This window comes from Pedobacter sp. GR22-6 (assembly GCF_037402555.1).
Classification (GTDB): Bacteria; Bacteroidota; Bacteroidia; order Sphingobacteriales; family Sphingobacteriaceae; genus Pedobacter.
In genome coordinates, this window is sequence record NZ_JBBEUC010000005.1 from 187904 (window position 1) to 202723 (window position 14820).

Below are 14820 nucleotides of genomic sequence, written 5' to 3' on the forward strand. Positions count from 1 at the left end.
TTCATGACCATAAAGTTAGATGATATTGGCCGGCGCTTTAACCAGGAATGGATTTTCCGGGGACTGAACTACCAATTTGAATCTGGCGGAAAATATGCCGTTCTTGGGCCAAATGGCTCGGGAAAATCGACCCTGCTGAGTGTGATCCTGGGAAATCTGACGCCCTCAGCAGGTCATATCAACTATCAACTGGATAAGGAAGTTCCAGTAGAACAAATCTATAAGCATGTCAGCTTTGCTGCACCATACCTCGATCTGATCGAAGAATTTACGCTCCAGGAAACCATCGATTTTCATTTTCAGTTTAAGCAGTTGTACCCTGGCCTGAGCAAGCGGGATGTATTGGCGCAGTTGGGGCTGGGCAGCTCAGAAGACAAGCCTTTAAAGTACTTTTCTTCCGGAATGAAGCAGCGGACGAAGCTGGTTCTTGCCTGTTGTACCGCAGATCCCCTGCTGCTGCTGGATGAGCCAGGCTCCAACCTGGACGCCCAGGGCTTAGCCTGGTATCAGGAACTGATCGCTGCATTCAGCGAAAAAAAAACAGTGATTGTAGGCTCAAATCAGGAATTCGAGTATTCCTTTTGTAACCATTTCGTGCAAATAAAGGATTATAAATAAGTAAAAATTATATTTGTTAAGCCCAGTCAAGGCGCCTATTTAGGGCGTTAAAGGGCATGAAAAAAATATTTTAAAATAATTATTGTTTAATTAAATTATAGTCTTACCTTTGCGGCACGAAAAAAGGCCGAAAGTTTAGGCTCAATTTCAACTAAAAATGGCAAAAGCATCAGACATTAAAAATGGTAATATCCTTCGTTTTAACGGAGAATTGGTACAAGTAGAAGAGTTTCTACACCGTACGCCGGGTAATCTCCGTGCGTTCTACCAGGCCAGAATGAGGAATGTAAAAACCGGAAAATTGGTTGAATACAGATTTCGTGTTGATGAAGAAGTAGAAATTTGCCGTGTAGAGACCAGCGATTACCAATATCTTTATGAAGATGGCGAAGCACTGGTGGTAATGGATAACAATACCTACGAACAGTTTAACATTCCTAAGCTGTTGTTCGGTAAAAGTCTCCGCTTCCTGAAGGAAGGCATGAATGTGATCATTGCTTTTGAAAGTGATGAGCCGATCATGGCGCAAACGCCTTCACATGTTGAATTAGAAATTACCTACTCTGAGCCTGCAGTAAAAGGCGACACTTCTACAAACGCATTGAAATATGCTACAGTAGAAACCGGAGTAGAAATAAAAGTGCCGATGTTTATCAATCAGGGCGACAAAGTGAAGATTGATACACGTACAGGCGATTACGTAGAAAGAGTAAAATAAGAATTTTCATAGTTTAGTTTTAGGTTTAGGTTGATTGTGGCTTCGGAGTGGTTCCCGAAGCCATCTTTTTTTAGGGCTATTCTGCAGATTTGATTATTTTGCCGCGTATGAAAAAAGCGGTACTCAGAAAGCAAGCTCTGGAACAAAGAAAATCTTTATCTACCAGTCAATTGACTCTCCTTAGTCAGGGATTATTGGCGCAGTTTAAACTCCTCGATCTTTCTGCTGTACGCGTGCTCCATATTTTTCTTCCGATCGTTGAGAAAAATGAACCTGATACCTTTTTGATTATTGAATGGTTGGCCGAATTTCACCCTGAGATCAGGATCATTGTGCCAAGAGCAGATTTCGATACCGCCCTAATGCAGAATTACATTTATGAAGGCAAGGAAAGCCTACGCAGGAACCTCTACCAAATTTTGGAGCCTGAAAAAGGACATTTGCATACAGGAGATGTAGATCTGGTGTTGGTTCCTTTGCTGGGATTTGACCTGAAGGGCTATCGCGCGGGATATGGAAAAGGTTTTTATGACCGCTTTTTGTCGGGTATCCAGACTTTTAAAGTCGGCCTAAGTTTGTTTGAACCCATAGCTCAGATCGAGGATTTCAATGAGCATGATGTCCGCATGGACTGTTGCCTGACGCCTGATAAAACCTATTTTTTCTAAAAGAGGGTAACAAATCTCTTCCTTTCCTGATATCAGATCAGATCGTTCACAAAAAAGAAAGGAAGATGATGAAAAAGTTACTATTTACCTGTATTTTGCTATTGGTCGCCAGCTTCAGCTGGGCGCAGCAAATCTCCGCCTATGGCGGACTAAGCATGCCTTTGGGCACTTATAAAGGCAATATCGGCAGGGCAGAACCGGGGTATCATGCCGGGATTGCCATTGACCATCATTTCAAAGCCGGAAAATGGGGACTGGGGATTGACGGCCGGTTTTTGAACCACAACATCAGAAAGTTCGACAGTGTATTTTTCAGCAATGGCTATATCGCAGCGAATTACGACAACCATCCCTCGTTCCAACATATTGGGTTGAGTATCGGACCAAGCTATAAAAATAGCTTGGGCTCACTGGATCTGGAAGCTTTTTTGCGGGGAGGCGTACTCTTCCAGGGCTTTCCTAAATATCAGCAATCGGTGTACATCAATCAGGCCGTAGGGCCGGCGCTGAGGCTATTCGATAACCAGTACACTGATAATCCAAAACGGATCAGCAAAGCATTGATGGGATTGGGCGGATTTCGCCTCTCCTACCGGTTGAATGCGAATTGGGGGGTATTTTTACAGGCCGACTATTTACGGAGCTTTGGAAAAAGCTTTGCCGGAGATTCCAGTGAATTTCATGTGCTCAGGTATCAGGAAAAGAAAGCCATTACTGCGGCAGATGTTTTTGCTGTAAAAGACGATAGGATCACAAACCTTTCCGATTTTTACGAGGAAGTACCCCTTAGTCAGAAAACCTTCGTGCAGGCTGTAAACGTAGCTGCGGGAATCAGGTTTAGCTTTGGACGTCAATCGAAAAAGCAAAAAGAAGCGGTTTCCAGTGTGGTAAAAAGCCCTATCAGCCCAATAAATACTGCGCCTAAAGACATTTTGGTGGTGGTAAAAGACAAACAGACGGGACTTGCCCTCAGTGGAGTGAAGGTGGTCATCAGTCGTGCCGGACAAGAGGAGATCTCCCTCAGCAATGCCAATGGGGAGGCCGATAAAGTGAGGGCTGCGCAGCGTGGCAAGTACGAGATCTCTGCCCTGAAGAATGGGATTGCTGCTGAAAAAGTGCTGATTATGGAAAGTGATTTCGACAAGTCCGGGTCCCTGATCTATAAGGAGATTTATCATGATGATCCGAGGTTTACGCTGATTGGCGAAACGATCAGGGCCAATGACAATGCAAAACTGCCGGGAATCAGTACGGTGCTGACCAATACTGCCAGCAACAAGAACATGAGCCAGATTTCGGACGCGGAAGCCAAGTTTGTCTATCAGCTGGAGCAGGCTTCAGATTACCAGGTGGTAGCCAATCAGTCTGGAAAATTCTCACAGACCGAGGACATCAGTACTAAGGGGCTCGACAGGAGTAAAACGCTATACGTAACCTTAAAACTGGGTATCAGCAACCTGGATGCCGGTGCCGTATTTGTGCTGAAGAATATCCATTATGATTTCGACCAGTCGTTCATCAGGCCGGATGCCAAAAGGATCCTTGATAATGTATGGAATGTCATGCAGCAGAACCCAAGCCTGCGTATTGAACTCTCTTCACATACCGATAGCAGAGGCAAGGATGCCTATAACATGGTTTTATCTCAGAAAAGGGCAGAGTCCGCTGTAGATTATCTGGTAAGCAAGGGGATTTCCAGGGACAGGATGGAGGCCAAAGGATATGGTGAGAGCCGCTTATTGAACAAATGTGGGAATGGTGTTGAATGTGATGAGGCAATACATCAGGAGAATCGGAGAACAGAAATCAAGGTGTTAAAGTATTGATTGAAAAATAAAAGAGGATGTCCGAAAAGGTACGTACGTCATCCTGAATTTATTTCAGGATCTACTGACATGCTATTTAAACCATGCTCAAGCGGGGATCCTGAACTAAATTCAGGATGACGAGAAACATAGAATAGTAAATCGCACCTTTTCGGACACCCTCATTTTATTTCTGGTTTCTGATGAAATCCGTAATGAGGTAGGCAATTGCCTTGGCTGTTTGAGGAGCGCTGCGGCCATCGGCCATTTCAACCGCCCCTTCGCAGAGGTGCAGGTAAGTATATTTTTGAGTAGAGGTGAGGATCAGTTCCCTTACCAGATTCAGTTCCAGCCCAGAAGGTGTTGCTGCACTGGAAAGTAATCCCTCTATACTATCGAGATCGATTTCCAGTCCTGGCTGCTCAAAATTGTCCGAGAGTTCTTTCCAGAACTGGATTTTGAAATTGGAGTTGACGAGCATTTCTTCGAAGAAGATCGCTGAAATGACCGGATTATCCGCTACCTCCTGCAAGATTGCTTCATTGTTGTAGTTCTGGTGGAGGCCAAAGAGCCCGTATTTCGCCAAGAAGCCTGCTCTAAGCGCATAAGTAAAGCCATTGCCACTATGTCTGCCATTAGCAGGTCTTAGGTCCGCATGCGCATCGATATTGATGACGTGGATACTCCGGTTTTTCGCCAGTGCAGCTCCTTTGATGATGGGATAGGCATTGTTGTGCCCACCACCGATCACGATGGGGATTTTTCCGGCAGCAACAATTTGCTGAATGATCGGAAAAACCAGGTCGTCGATCGCAGCAACCTTTTCCTGCAGCGCGGCTGTGTCCGTATGTGTTGGCTCATGGACTGCGATGTGGCCCAATACCAGTAATTCAGATCCCTGGAGGAATCGGTTGCTTTGTACATTCAGTATGGCCTTTAGTGCTGCGGGCCAGGCAGTCGCAGTTCCCCCTATTCCGTAATTGGCCCTCACGCCAATATCTTCCGGGATGCCCAGCAGGACAAACCTGGCTGTACTGGAAGAGAGCTCATCCAGGTTTTGGCTAAGCTGGACACATTCTCCAAGCTTGCTTTCCCCTTCACGCAGGTTGACCAGCTTAAGGATATCTTCCCGGGAGTAGAACTGAAGCCCATCCATGGCTTAAGGATTAAGTTCCAGCAATACAGGGCAATGGTCTGAATGCACGGCATCGGGCAGGATCTGGACATTCTTCAGCCGGTCCAGCATAGGCAGGGAGGCCAAATGATAATCGATGCGCCAGCCCAGGTTCTTGCCCCTGGATCCGGCACGGAAACTCCACCAGGTATAATGGTGCGGGTCCTTGTTGAAATGTCTGAAGGTGTCGATGAAACCATTGTCCAGGAACAACTGCATCCATTCGCGCTCCTCCGGAAGGAAGCCTGAGGAATTGGCATTGGATTTTGGGTTATGGATGTCGATGGCGGTATGACAGATGTTGTAATCACCGGAGATGATCAGGTTTGGCAGTTCGTTCCGTAGTTCTCCTACATACTGATCAAAAAAGCGCATAAATTCATACTTTTTAACCTGTCTCTCGTCTCCACTTGATCCAGACGGCAAGTAGACGCTCATCAATGAAAAAGTATCGAAATCGGCCCTTAAAATGCGTCCTTCTTTATCGATCCATTCTTCGCCGCAACCATATTCTACGTGATTGGGTTTGATCTTGCTGAAAATGGCAACACCACTATAGCCTTTTTTTTCTGCGGGGAACCAGTAATGGTGATAGCCCAGCTGCTCGATCAAGACAATGATCTCCGGAATCTGGGAGGGCAGGGCTTTGACTTCCTGCAGGCAAACCATATCGGCATCGGTAGACTGCAGCCAGCCGAAGAAATTTTTAGTGCTGGCCGAGCGGATGCCGTTTACGTTATAAGAAATGATTTTCATGTTATTGTTATTTGATGTTGAGTTCTTTTTCCAGGCGGCGGGCTTCCCTTCGTTTTAAGAGGGTGATGGTCATGCTGATGTCGACCAGTGGCCTGTCTTTAGCATCCCTTTCCATTACTGCGATGGCATCGACCATTTCCAGACCTTTGACCACTTCGCCGAATACGGTATAGTTTCTGTCCAGGTGCGGACTGCCGCCCAGGGTTTTATAAATTTCCCTCTGCCATTCCGGCAATTTAAATTTCAGGCGTTTTTCTTCCACGGTATTGAGTTGTTCGTCCGTAAATTTCTTGCCTTGTACGATGTAGAACTGACTTCCGCTGGATTCTTTTCCCGGATTATCGTCCCGTGCAGCACCGAGGGCTCCTTTCTTATGAAAAAGGCTGTCTCGGAATTCGGCAGGAATGGTATAGCCGACAGTGCCATTTCCGAGTTCTGCTCCGGCAATGGCTTTTTTAGAATCAGGATCTCCACCCTGGATCATGAAGTCCTTGATGATGCGGTGGAACAAGGTGCCGTTGAGTACCTTCGATTTGGTTAACTTGATGAAGTTGTCCCGGTGTTTTGGGGTTTCATTGTAGAGCTGGATGATGCATTCACCCTTGCCGGTTTTGATTCGGATGTATTGATGTTTAGGCTTTGCAGAAAAGGCACTAAGGCAGCAAAAGCAGAGGATAAAGGTAAAGATGCGGTTCATTTTTTTGATTTAATGCCTGCTAAGTTAAGTTAAAAATGTGAGTAGCAAACCCGCCCGGCCTATCAATTATTTTACGTTGCAGCTACAAGCAGGGCTTTGTTTATGCGATTTATTGTTTAGTTTTGTATTGGAATGAAACTGCAGCAGAAAATAGCGATGGCCTTATGTGCCTTTTACCTGATCACCGTGATCGGGATTGCTGTGAATATGCATTTTTGCGGAGGAAAGCTTTCTGCTGTGAAGCTGATCGAACAGGCCAGATGTGGAGCTTGTAAGGGTGAAAATAAAGTAAAAAAGGCACATGACTGCTGCAAAGATACTTCCGTAGATGTGAAGGTAAAGGACAGTCATGAAGCCGGGCTTAAAGTAAAGCTGCCTCAAAATTTTAGCCTGGAGCTATTTTTAGGACCGGCGCTAAGCCATTCGATTAAGGGTACCTTCAGCCGTTTGTTCCGTAAGGCAGAGAATAAAGCTCCGCCGCTTTCCGCAGTCGTCGCGCTGCACCTTTACCACTGCGTTTTCAGGAATTAGACCAGGAATGAATTGTTGCCGTATGGGTTATACTAACCTGTAGCGGCTTTTTTATTGACAATTTATTTTACGGTTAAAAACGATTTACATGAAAACGATCAAATTATTAAGCATATTTTTTATTTTACTGGCTGCAGGCAAAGTTTCTGCACAACAAATCTCATCTGCTGAACTGCAAGTAACCGGGCTCACCTGCTCAATGTGTTCGCAGGCCACAGAGAAATCATTGCGGACACTGGATTTTATTGAAGCCATTAAACCCGATCTGAACAGGAATGTGTTTGTCATTGACTTCAAAAAAGATAAAGGCGTAAACATCGATCAGATCAAGAACAAAGTACAGGACGCGGGATTCTCCGTCGGGAATTTGACCGCTGTGTTCAATTTTAGCAATACTAAAGTGGATGACAATGGTCAGGCCATTGTCGGCAGCAATGTCTATAAATTCCTGAACACCAAGGGAAAAACCCTGAACGGACCGGTGAAGGCCAATGTGGTAGATAAAGATTTCATCTCCGGATCGGCCTTTAAGAAAGCGGCTGCGCAATATAAAACCGAGAGCTACGCTTCGGGAGCAGGCACTGTAAATGGTAAAAAGACAAGAATTTATCATTTAACGATCTAATCCTTTTATGAAGTTTTTCAAGTTATTGACGCTGCTGGCTTTATTGGCCGGCAGTGTCAAATCACAGGAGCTGTATGTCTTTTCAGAACCGGCAAGTAATATGCCGTCGAAATCAATCGGCATACGGCTGACCAGTGAGGGCTTCTTTAATCCGGACTTTGCCAACCGGTTCATTCCGGAACTGATGATCGGGTTCAATAAGAATTTTATGATCCATGCACAGGGCTTTGCTTCTGATATGGATGGCCGGTACCGTGTAGAAGGCGGAAGCCTGTATGCAAAGTACCGGTTTTTGTCGGTGGATGAGGCGCAGAGTCATTTCAGAGCTGCTGCTTTTGGACGCATCAGTACCAGTAACCGGCCTACCTATACGCAGGACATCAACCTCGAAGGTGACAACAGCGGCGTTCAGGCAGGCCTGGTCGTTACCCAGTTGCTGCACAAGCTGGCACTTTCAGGAACGCTGAGCTATACCAAATCGTTCAAAGATCTGGACAAGCAGGAACACCACATGCCAGCTCCGGACCAGCTTCTGGGATATAGCCTGTCCTCAGGATACCTGCTGCTGCCTTCTGTGTATAAGGACTATAAGCAACCAAATTTCAATTTGTATTTCGAGGCATTGGGCAAGACCAATCCGGAAAATGGAAGGTCATACCTGGATCTCGCCCCTGCGGTACAGGTGATCATCAACAGCAGGACGAGGATTGACCTCGGATACCGTTTTGAAGTGGCGGGAAACCTTCCAGGGCGTTACAACAAGAACATGTACCTGGCCCGTGTAGAGTTTAACTTTTTTAGTGTGCTCAAATAGCGCCTGCGTTTCTTACCATAAGTCAATGAATTGAGCGGTAAAGCGAAGTAATTTAGCACTGTTAAATCGTTCACCAGAGGATGTCTGAGAGGGCATCCTCCTTTAATGTAACGTTATGTCGGCTTTATCTCAGTTCAATACTTTTACCAGCAAGCTGCCCGAGCAGGATTACCTGATGCCCGTGCTCTTCATCGGGCATGGTTCTCCCATGAATGGAATTGAAGACAATGAGTTCAGCACACAATGGGCGGCTATCGCAAAGGATATCCCTCAGCCCGCTGCTGTTCTGGTAGTTTCGGCGCACTGGTTTACCAAAGGGACGCACATTACTGCAATGGATTTTCCACAGACCATTCACGACTTTGGTGGTTTTCCCCAGGAACTTTTCGACGTTGCCTATCCGGCACCCGGAAATCCTGCACTGGCTGCAGAAACTGCGCAGCTGGTCCACAGTACAGTTGTGGGACTGGACCACGACTGGGGTTTAGATCATGGAGCCTGGACGGTCGTCAGGCACATGTATCCCGAGGCCAACATTCCCGTACTTCAGCTGAGTATTGATTATACCAAAGATGCCCGCTATCATTATGGACTTGCAGGAGAACTCTATCAGCTCAGGAAAAAAGGCGTGCTGATTTTGGGTAGTGGCAACATGGTGCATAACTTACGTATGATCAGTTGGCCGATGATGAACGGTGGAGGTTATGACTGGGCGCTGCAGATCAATGATAAATTCAAAGAACTGATCCTGAATAATGATCATCGCCCGCTGATGAATTACCAGAGTTTGGGCAAAGAAGCGATGCTGGCCATTCCAACGCCAGAGCACTATCTGCCGCTGATGTATACCCTGGGCTTAAAGCAGGAAAAAGAGCCGATTTCCCTTTTCAATGATAAGGCCATTGGAGGTTCACTGACGATGACCTCTGTGAGGATTGGCTGAGCCTCTCCCTCTTTTTGTTAAAAAAGGTTAAATTAAATTTCCTTTGTTATTTTTATAACGTAAATAGCTTGCAATAAAGGATATTGCGGTTTAAATCGATGTTAAAAATGATAAGGGGATTTTTTTTGGTGTGCGCATCACTGTTGTTGGTTCAGTTGGGACAAGCACAGACGACAAAGACGGGCGTATTGGTCATCGGGAATGGGAGTAATGCCATCGCGGCGAGCATTCAGTCGGCAGTATCCGGGGCCAAAACCGTATTGCTCCTGCCCAATCCTGGCTTTGTGATGGCCACGCCAGACGAACTTCCCTCGGGAATTTCGGCCGAGTTACAGAAAAGGATGGCTGAAAGCCACAGCTCAGCTGCGGTTACGCTGAAGACCTGGACAGACACCCTAAAGAACCTGACAATTGTGCGGGGTACAGACTGGATCAAGATCAAACGTTCGGGAGGAGGCTGGAACCTGGAACTGATGGGCGGAAAATCAATTAAAGCAGTCGTATTGGTGCATGCTGAGCATAGTGGGAAACTCAGTGCTGATCTCCAATTGCCAAAAATAACCAGGCAATGGAAGGCCTTTGGGTATGACGATTTTATGTACAGAACCAGTGTTGCTACCGGAAAAGCGATCGGGAACAGCTCTGCGAATGTGCTGACTTTCTCCGCTTTGATGCTGCCCGGTCAGGAAAACCTGGTGCTGCTCGATCCGGAACATGAAAGCCTTGCAGCTGGACAGGCAGCAGGTGCGACAGCAGCCTACGCGGCTTTTTTTAAAACCAAAACCTCGGAAGCCAAGCTGAAGGTCATCCAGGGAGAGTTGCTCAATTACAAGCTGTCATTGCTGCCATTTGCAGACATCACCCCAGCCGATAGCAATTGGCGGGCCATCCAAATGGTTGGCATGTCCGGCTTCCTGAAAGCCGAACTGACGAATGGCACGGCCTATTTCAGGCCTGACCGTCCCGTAACCATGGAAGAAATCAGGGAACCTGTTAAATCCTTCTATTACAAAGCCCAGATCTGGTTTGATGACCACAAGGGTAAAGACATGAGCCTGTCGACAACATTGGACATGATCGCTTATGTAGGCGGAGTGTCTCTGGCGAATACGACAGCCGAAGTCAAGAAGAACTGGAAAAAAGCCTATCATTTCAATACTGAATTTGAAGAGAAAAGAGTGGTTTCCAGAAGAGAGTTTGCCGTGCTGGTGAATCAATACCTGAAACCATTTAACATGACTTTCGACAAGACTGGAAAAGTCCTGAGGTAAGGGTAGATTTAATAGATTAAAACTAAGTTTTTCGAAAAGATTATAGATAAAAGCTATTCGCCTATCAAGATTAAGTATTCGGGATGCGTGTGAATTCGTTGCTTTTCAGTTTCGCTTGCCGTACATTTGCCGCAGAATAAAAAACATAAAACAATTATAATTATGGCAATAGTAGGTAAAAAGTTCCCGAGTGTGAGCATCGATGCAATGTCAGAGATGGGCGATGATCTGAAGATCAATGTATTTGAAGAAGCAGTAAACAAACAGAGCAAAGTTTTATTGTTCTGGTATCCAAAAGATTTCACTTTTGTTTGTCCTACAGAATTGCATGCTTTCCAGGCTGCCCTGCCTGAGTTTGAAAAAAGAAATACCATCGTGATCGGTGCTTCATGCGATACCAACGAAGTTCACTTCGCCTGGTTGAACACGGCAAAGGACAATGGCGGTATCGAAGGTGTGACTTATCCGATCCTGGCTGATACGCACAGACAATTGGCAAACATCCTGGGTATTGTAGAGCAGGATGTAGATTATGATGCAGAAGGAAACGAAACATTCTCTGGTTCCAATGTAACTTTCAGGGCTACGTACCTGATTGATGAGACAGGAAAAGTATTCCACGAAAGTGTAAACGATATGCCGGTAGGACGTAATGTTAAAGAATATTTGCGTTTGATCGATGCTTATGCACACGTTCAGACACATGGTGAGGTTTGCCCTGCGAACTGGGAAGAAGGAAAAGAAGCCATGAATGCAAACAGAAACAGCGTAGCAGAATACCTGAGCGCAAACTAATTTAAAAAAAGGAAACGTATGTTTTTAGAATTAACAGAAGACAACCTTCAACAATATGTTGCTGAAAACAACAAGGTCATGGTGCAATATGCGGCTTCCTGGTGTGGAAACTGCAGGATCATGAAACCAAAATTCAAGAAGCTGGCTGCCGAGAATGAGGAAGTCGCTTTCCTGATTGTGGATGCTGAAAAACTCCCTGACTCCCGTAAACTGGCGAACGTGGACAACCTGCCGACATTCGCTGCTTTTGAAGGCGGAGTTTTGGTAGGGCAGGTGCAGACCAATAAAGCAGAAGTGTTGAACGGATTATTTGATCAGATCAAGTCATGAAGATACCAGTAATCAGACAGCTGTTTCAGAGCAGCACAACAGAAGACCTTGAAGCAACTTTAAATGTGTTGGAAGCCTTCTGTGAGTTCAGGGGAGTACATGAAGCAGAAATCGATATGGCGGGTGAGCTGATCACCAATATCTGCGGCGCATTGGAAGTACATGCCGATGTGAAAGCTGGGGCCACAGAGAAAGACGCACTGAATGCATTTTCTCAAAAGGTAATGGGTTCTATAGACAGATAGTCGTAATGGCCTAAATAAAAAAAGCGACCCTAGGGTCGCTTTTTTTATTTCTGATTAAGCCAGGTTCCTGCCGGCATTTACAATTCCGTAAACCGTTCTGATGGCCAGCTTCTCGTAGGAAGCCTGCTCGGTCTCCGAAAGCTCGCCCTGGAGCTGCTCTAATGCGTAATGCTGGATCAATACCAGCGGCAGTACAATCTTCTCTCTGACGGCAATTGAGCGCTTCTCTGCGGGATAATTCTCCATGAGTGCCTCCTGGCCCGAAAGCTTTAATAACATCTGTTTAGAAAGCTCAAATTCATCGAACAAGACCTGCCAGAACTGTCCGTAGTCCTTGTCGTTTACGAAATGTGCCGTGATCGCGAAATCTGATTTGCTCATGGACATCATGCAGTTCTCCACGATGGTCTTGAAGTACCCGGATTCATTATAGGTTTCTACGACCTTATCCCAGTTGCCTTTATCTTCCTGGTTTTTCAAAGCTGTTCCGACGCCATAGAAACCCGGGATGTTCTGTTTTAACTGGCTCCAGGCCGTTACAAAACTAATCGCGCGGAGGTCTTCCAGCTTCAGCGCCCCACCCGAATTTCTTTTCACCGGGCGGCTGCTGATCGTGATTTTCGACAATAATGTCAGTGGAGAGAATTTCTCCAGATAGCTTAAGAACAAAGGATGTTTACGCAGGGCGACAAAAGATTCAAAACTGTCCTCCGCCATTTCATCCAGCAGGTTCTTGTGTACAGGATCCAAAAGGATGTTGTGCTTTTCCCTGATGCCCGCTGAAATACCTGCATTGATGAGCTGTTCAATGTTGAACTCTGCACTATCTATCGATCCATATTGTGAACTGATGGTCTGTCCCTGTATAGTAAGCTGTATGTTTTTATTGGCGATCTCTTTGCCCATGGAAGCATAGAAGCGGTGTGTTTTACCACCCCCACGTGAAGGAGGTCCGCCGCGTCCGTCAAAGAAGGCCAGTTGGATGTTGTGTTTGTTCGCGGTTTCCGTCAGGCTCACTTTGGCATTAAAGATTGACCAGTTGGCCATCAGGTAGCCTCCGTCTTTAGTACTGTCGGAGAAGCCCAGCATAATGTCCTGTTTGTTGCCGCGGCTTTCCAGGTGTTTTTTATAGAATGGGTGCGAATACAGGGTTTCCATGATTTCGGAAGCCCCTGCCAGGTCATGTACTGTTTCAAAGAGCGGTACAAAATCGATGCTCAGATCGTTTTCGTCCCAGCCATTCCAAAGGAACAGTTCGATCAGCTGCAGGATATCACTTGCCTGCTGGCAATTGCTGATGATGAAGCGGTGGCAGGCCAGTTCGCCATTGCTTTGCTGGATCTGTTTTACTTCTGCAATGGTCTGTAAGGTGTCCTCTGTCAGGGAGTCGGGCTTTCCTTCATAACTAAGTTTTGCGCTTTTAAAGGAAAGTGTTTGGATTTTCTCCTGTTCGGACAATTCATCGTAGTTTTCCGGGAAAAGAGATACAATGGGTTTGCTTTGTCTGCAATAAGCATGTACAGCTCTTAATACCCTGCTGTCCTGTCTGATGTCAAGGGAAGCAAAGTGACAGCCATACAACTCTACTTTACGGATGAGGTCGGAAACCAGGTCTACGAAGAGGCCATCATGGTCGTTGTCCAGGGTAGTTTTGATGTCGTTCAGGTGACCAATCACATCGCAGGAAATGTTTTCCATATCGATGTTGGAATCGAAAGCATTCTGATACAGAATGTCGTGTACCAATGCTACGGAATCTTCCACGCCCCTGAAGGTGATGCGGCGTTTCAGGTTCCTGAAATCCCTGTAATAGCAGCGGAAAAGGATCTGACGCAGCATTTTGGAAACCTGTATGGTAGAGTCTGCATGTACGTTTGGATTGCCGTCCCTGTCGCCCCCAGGCCAGAATCCCAGCTCAATTACCTTTTTAGGTTCCAGACTGTACTCATTCAGGGTTTTGTCTACGCCCGATTGGATATTGGCTGCAGCAAAATAGAATACATTTTCCAGGTACCAGGCCAGACTCAGTGCTTCATCAACCGGTGTTGGCGACTTCTTATTGAAGAAAGGCGTTTTTCCCAGTTGTTGCAGCAGCAGGTGGATATTTGAAATTTCATTGTTTTTAATGGCCGAGGTCAGGTCGGTAATGATGGAAAGCACACTGCCCGGATAGAACTGTGTCGGGTGTGCTGTGAGTACCAGCCGCAGCGAGAAATCTTCAATCAGTTTCTCGATCTTGTCGCTCAGTGCATGGTTGTCCACCCCTTTTTTCAGGTAAGAAAGCAGGGCGTTTTCTTCATCATCTGCATTGAGTTTATTGAAAGAAGCATCTTCAATCGCATCAAATAACACCACCTGGCGTTCAATGTACTGAATAAAGCGGAACAGCAGATCGATGACATCTTTAGTGGCATTGGTCTGGGTGTATTTCTTAAAAAACGCATTGATGATCTCTGCCGGGGTTTCATGCTGATGAATGCCTTCTTCACAGAATTTGATAAATAGCGGCAGTAAGGTGCCTGTGTCTTTGATCTTGTAGAACGGAAGGGTAAGGAAAAGGCTATTGTAAAGTTCGAACCTGGAAACTACTTCGTTGTTGAATACGGATTCTCTCTGGCCTTTTGCGCGTTGTTTCTGCATCATTTTTTAAGGAAAATTTGAAGCCCTTAAGCTACCAAAAATCAGCTAAAAAAACGACCTGCGTACTGGGATTAATTTAAATTTTGTTTTTTTGAGGGGAAATCACTAATTTAGACATACAAAGGTTAAACAAATCCTTTTAAACGTATGTGCGGATTTTGATGTCTGGGTTGACATCTAAATGATGCAA

16 protein-coding genes are annotated in these 14820 nt (G+C 45.8%); 12 read left to right on the plus strand and 4 right to left on the minus strand.

Annotated elements, in window-relative coordinates:
• Window positions 1–3 precede the first annotated feature (3 nt).
• From WAE59_RS21470 to WAE59_RS21485, 4 genes are all read left to right on the plus strand, one after another.
• On the plus strand, window positions 4–618 hold the full coding sequence (locus WAE59_RS21470; protein ID WP_337858044.1) for an ABC transporter ATP-binding protein: 615 nt from the start codon (window positions 4–6) through the stop codon (window positions 616–618).
• A 157-nt stretch (window positions 619–775) separates the two neighbouring features.
• A complete protein-coding gene (gene efp / locus WAE59_RS21475) occupies window positions 776–1336 on the plus strand; it encodes an elongation factor P (protein ID WP_337858045.1) in 561 nt (186 codons plus the stop codon).
• A 107-nt stretch (window positions 1337–1443) separates the two neighbouring features.
• Window positions 1444–2004, plus strand: coding sequence for a 5-formyltetrahydrofolate cyclo-ligase (locus tag WAE59_RS21480; protein WP_337858046.1), 561 nt, complete (start codon window positions 1444–1446; stop codon window positions 2002–2004).
• A 65-nt stretch (window positions 2005–2069) separates the two neighbouring features.
• Window positions 2070–3830: an OmpA family protein gene (locus WAE59_RS21485; protein WP_337858047.1), complete on the plus strand. Its 1761-nt coding sequence runs from the start codon at window positions 2070–2072 to the stop codon at window positions 3828–3830.
• Window positions 3831–3996: 166 nt separating this feature from the next.
• On the opposite strand, the gene WAE59_RS21490 is transcribed toward WAE59_RS21485, so the two are convergent.
• Genes WAE59_RS21490 through WAE59_RS21500 form a run of 3 tightly spaced genes read right to left on the minus strand, consistent with a single transcriptional unit; the run spans window position 3997 to window position 6436 of the window.
• Window positions 3997–4965 carry a formimidoylglutamase gene (locus WAE59_RS21490; protein ID WP_337858048.1) on the minus strand — a complete coding sequence of 323 codons (969 nt, stop codon included), beginning with the start codon at window positions 4963–4965 and terminating at the stop codon, window positions 3997–3999.
• A 3-nt stretch (window positions 4966–4968) separates the two neighbouring features.
• Window positions 4969–5739 (minus strand): exodeoxyribonuclease III, encoded by a 771-nt coding sequence (locus WAE59_RS21495; protein WP_337858049.1) that lies wholly within the window; start codon window positions 5737–5739, stop codon window positions 4969–4971.
• Between the two features lie 7 nt (window positions 5740–5746).
• Entirely contained in the window at window positions 5747–6436 is a 690-nt protein-coding gene (locus WAE59_RS21500) for a peptidylprolyl isomerase (RefSeq protein WP_337858050.1), read from the minus strand.
• A gap of 132 nt (window positions 6437–6568) precedes the next feature.
• Here WAE59_RS21500 and WAE59_RS21505 point away from each other — a divergent pair, with 132 nt between their 5' ends.
• The 8 genes from WAE59_RS21505 (at window position 6569) to WAE59_RS21540 (ending at window position 11990) form a co-directional block, all read left to right on the plus strand.
• Entirely contained in the window at window positions 6569–6967 is a 399-nt protein-coding gene (locus tag WAE59_RS21505; protein ID WP_337858051.1) for an HYC_CC_PP family protein, read from the plus strand.
• A gap of 88 nt (window positions 6968–7055) precedes the next feature.
• The gene (locus WAE59_RS21510) at window positions 7056–7592 is read left to right on the plus strand and encodes a heavy-metal-associated domain-containing protein (RefSeq protein WP_337858052.1); all 537 of its coding nucleotides are present in this window, start codon (window positions 7056–7058) and stop codon (window positions 7590–7592) included.
• A gap of 7 nt (window positions 7593–7599) precedes the next feature.
• Entirely contained in the window at window positions 7600–8406 is an 807-nt protein-coding gene (locus tag WAE59_RS21515; protein ID WP_337858053.1) for a hypothetical protein, read from the plus strand.
• A gap of 115 nt (window positions 8407–8521) precedes the next feature.
• Complete coding sequence (gene ygiD, locus WAE59_RS21520; RefSeq protein WP_337858054.1) at window positions 8522–9349, plus strand: 4,5-DOPA dioxygenase extradiol; 828 nt, start codon at window positions 8522–8524, stop codon at window positions 9347–9349.
• Between the two features lie 107 nt (window positions 9350–9456).
• On the plus strand, window positions 9457–10620 hold the full coding sequence (locus WAE59_RS21525) for a hypothetical protein (protein ID WP_337858055.1): 1164 nt from the start codon (window positions 9457–9459) through the stop codon (window positions 10618–10620).
• Between the two features lie 162 nt (window positions 10621–10782).
• On the plus strand, window positions 10783–11415 hold the full coding sequence (locus tag WAE59_RS21530) for a peroxiredoxin (protein ID WP_337858056.1): 633 nt from the start codon (window positions 10783–10785) through the stop codon (window positions 11413–11415).
• 18 nt (window positions 11416–11433) lie between these two features.
• Complete coding sequence (locus WAE59_RS21535) at window positions 11434–11745, plus strand: thioredoxin family protein (RefSeq protein ID WP_337858057.1); 312 nt, start codon at window positions 11434–11436, stop codon at window positions 11743–11745.
• Complete coding sequence (locus WAE59_RS21540) at window positions 11742–11990, plus strand: DUF6952 family protein (RefSeq protein WP_337858058.1); 249 nt, start codon at window positions 11742–11744, stop codon at window positions 11988–11990. The genes WAE59_RS21535 and WAE59_RS21540 overlap by 4 nt, the downstream gene beginning before the upstream one ends.
• Window positions 11991–12044: 54 nt before the next feature.
• On the opposite strand, the gene WAE59_RS21545 is transcribed toward WAE59_RS21540, so the two are convergent.
• Entirely contained in the window at window positions 12045–14633 is a 2589-nt protein-coding gene (locus WAE59_RS21545; protein WP_337858059.1) for a phosphoenolpyruvate carboxylase, read from the minus strand.
• Between the last annotated feature and the right edge of the window lie 187 nt (window positions 14634–14820).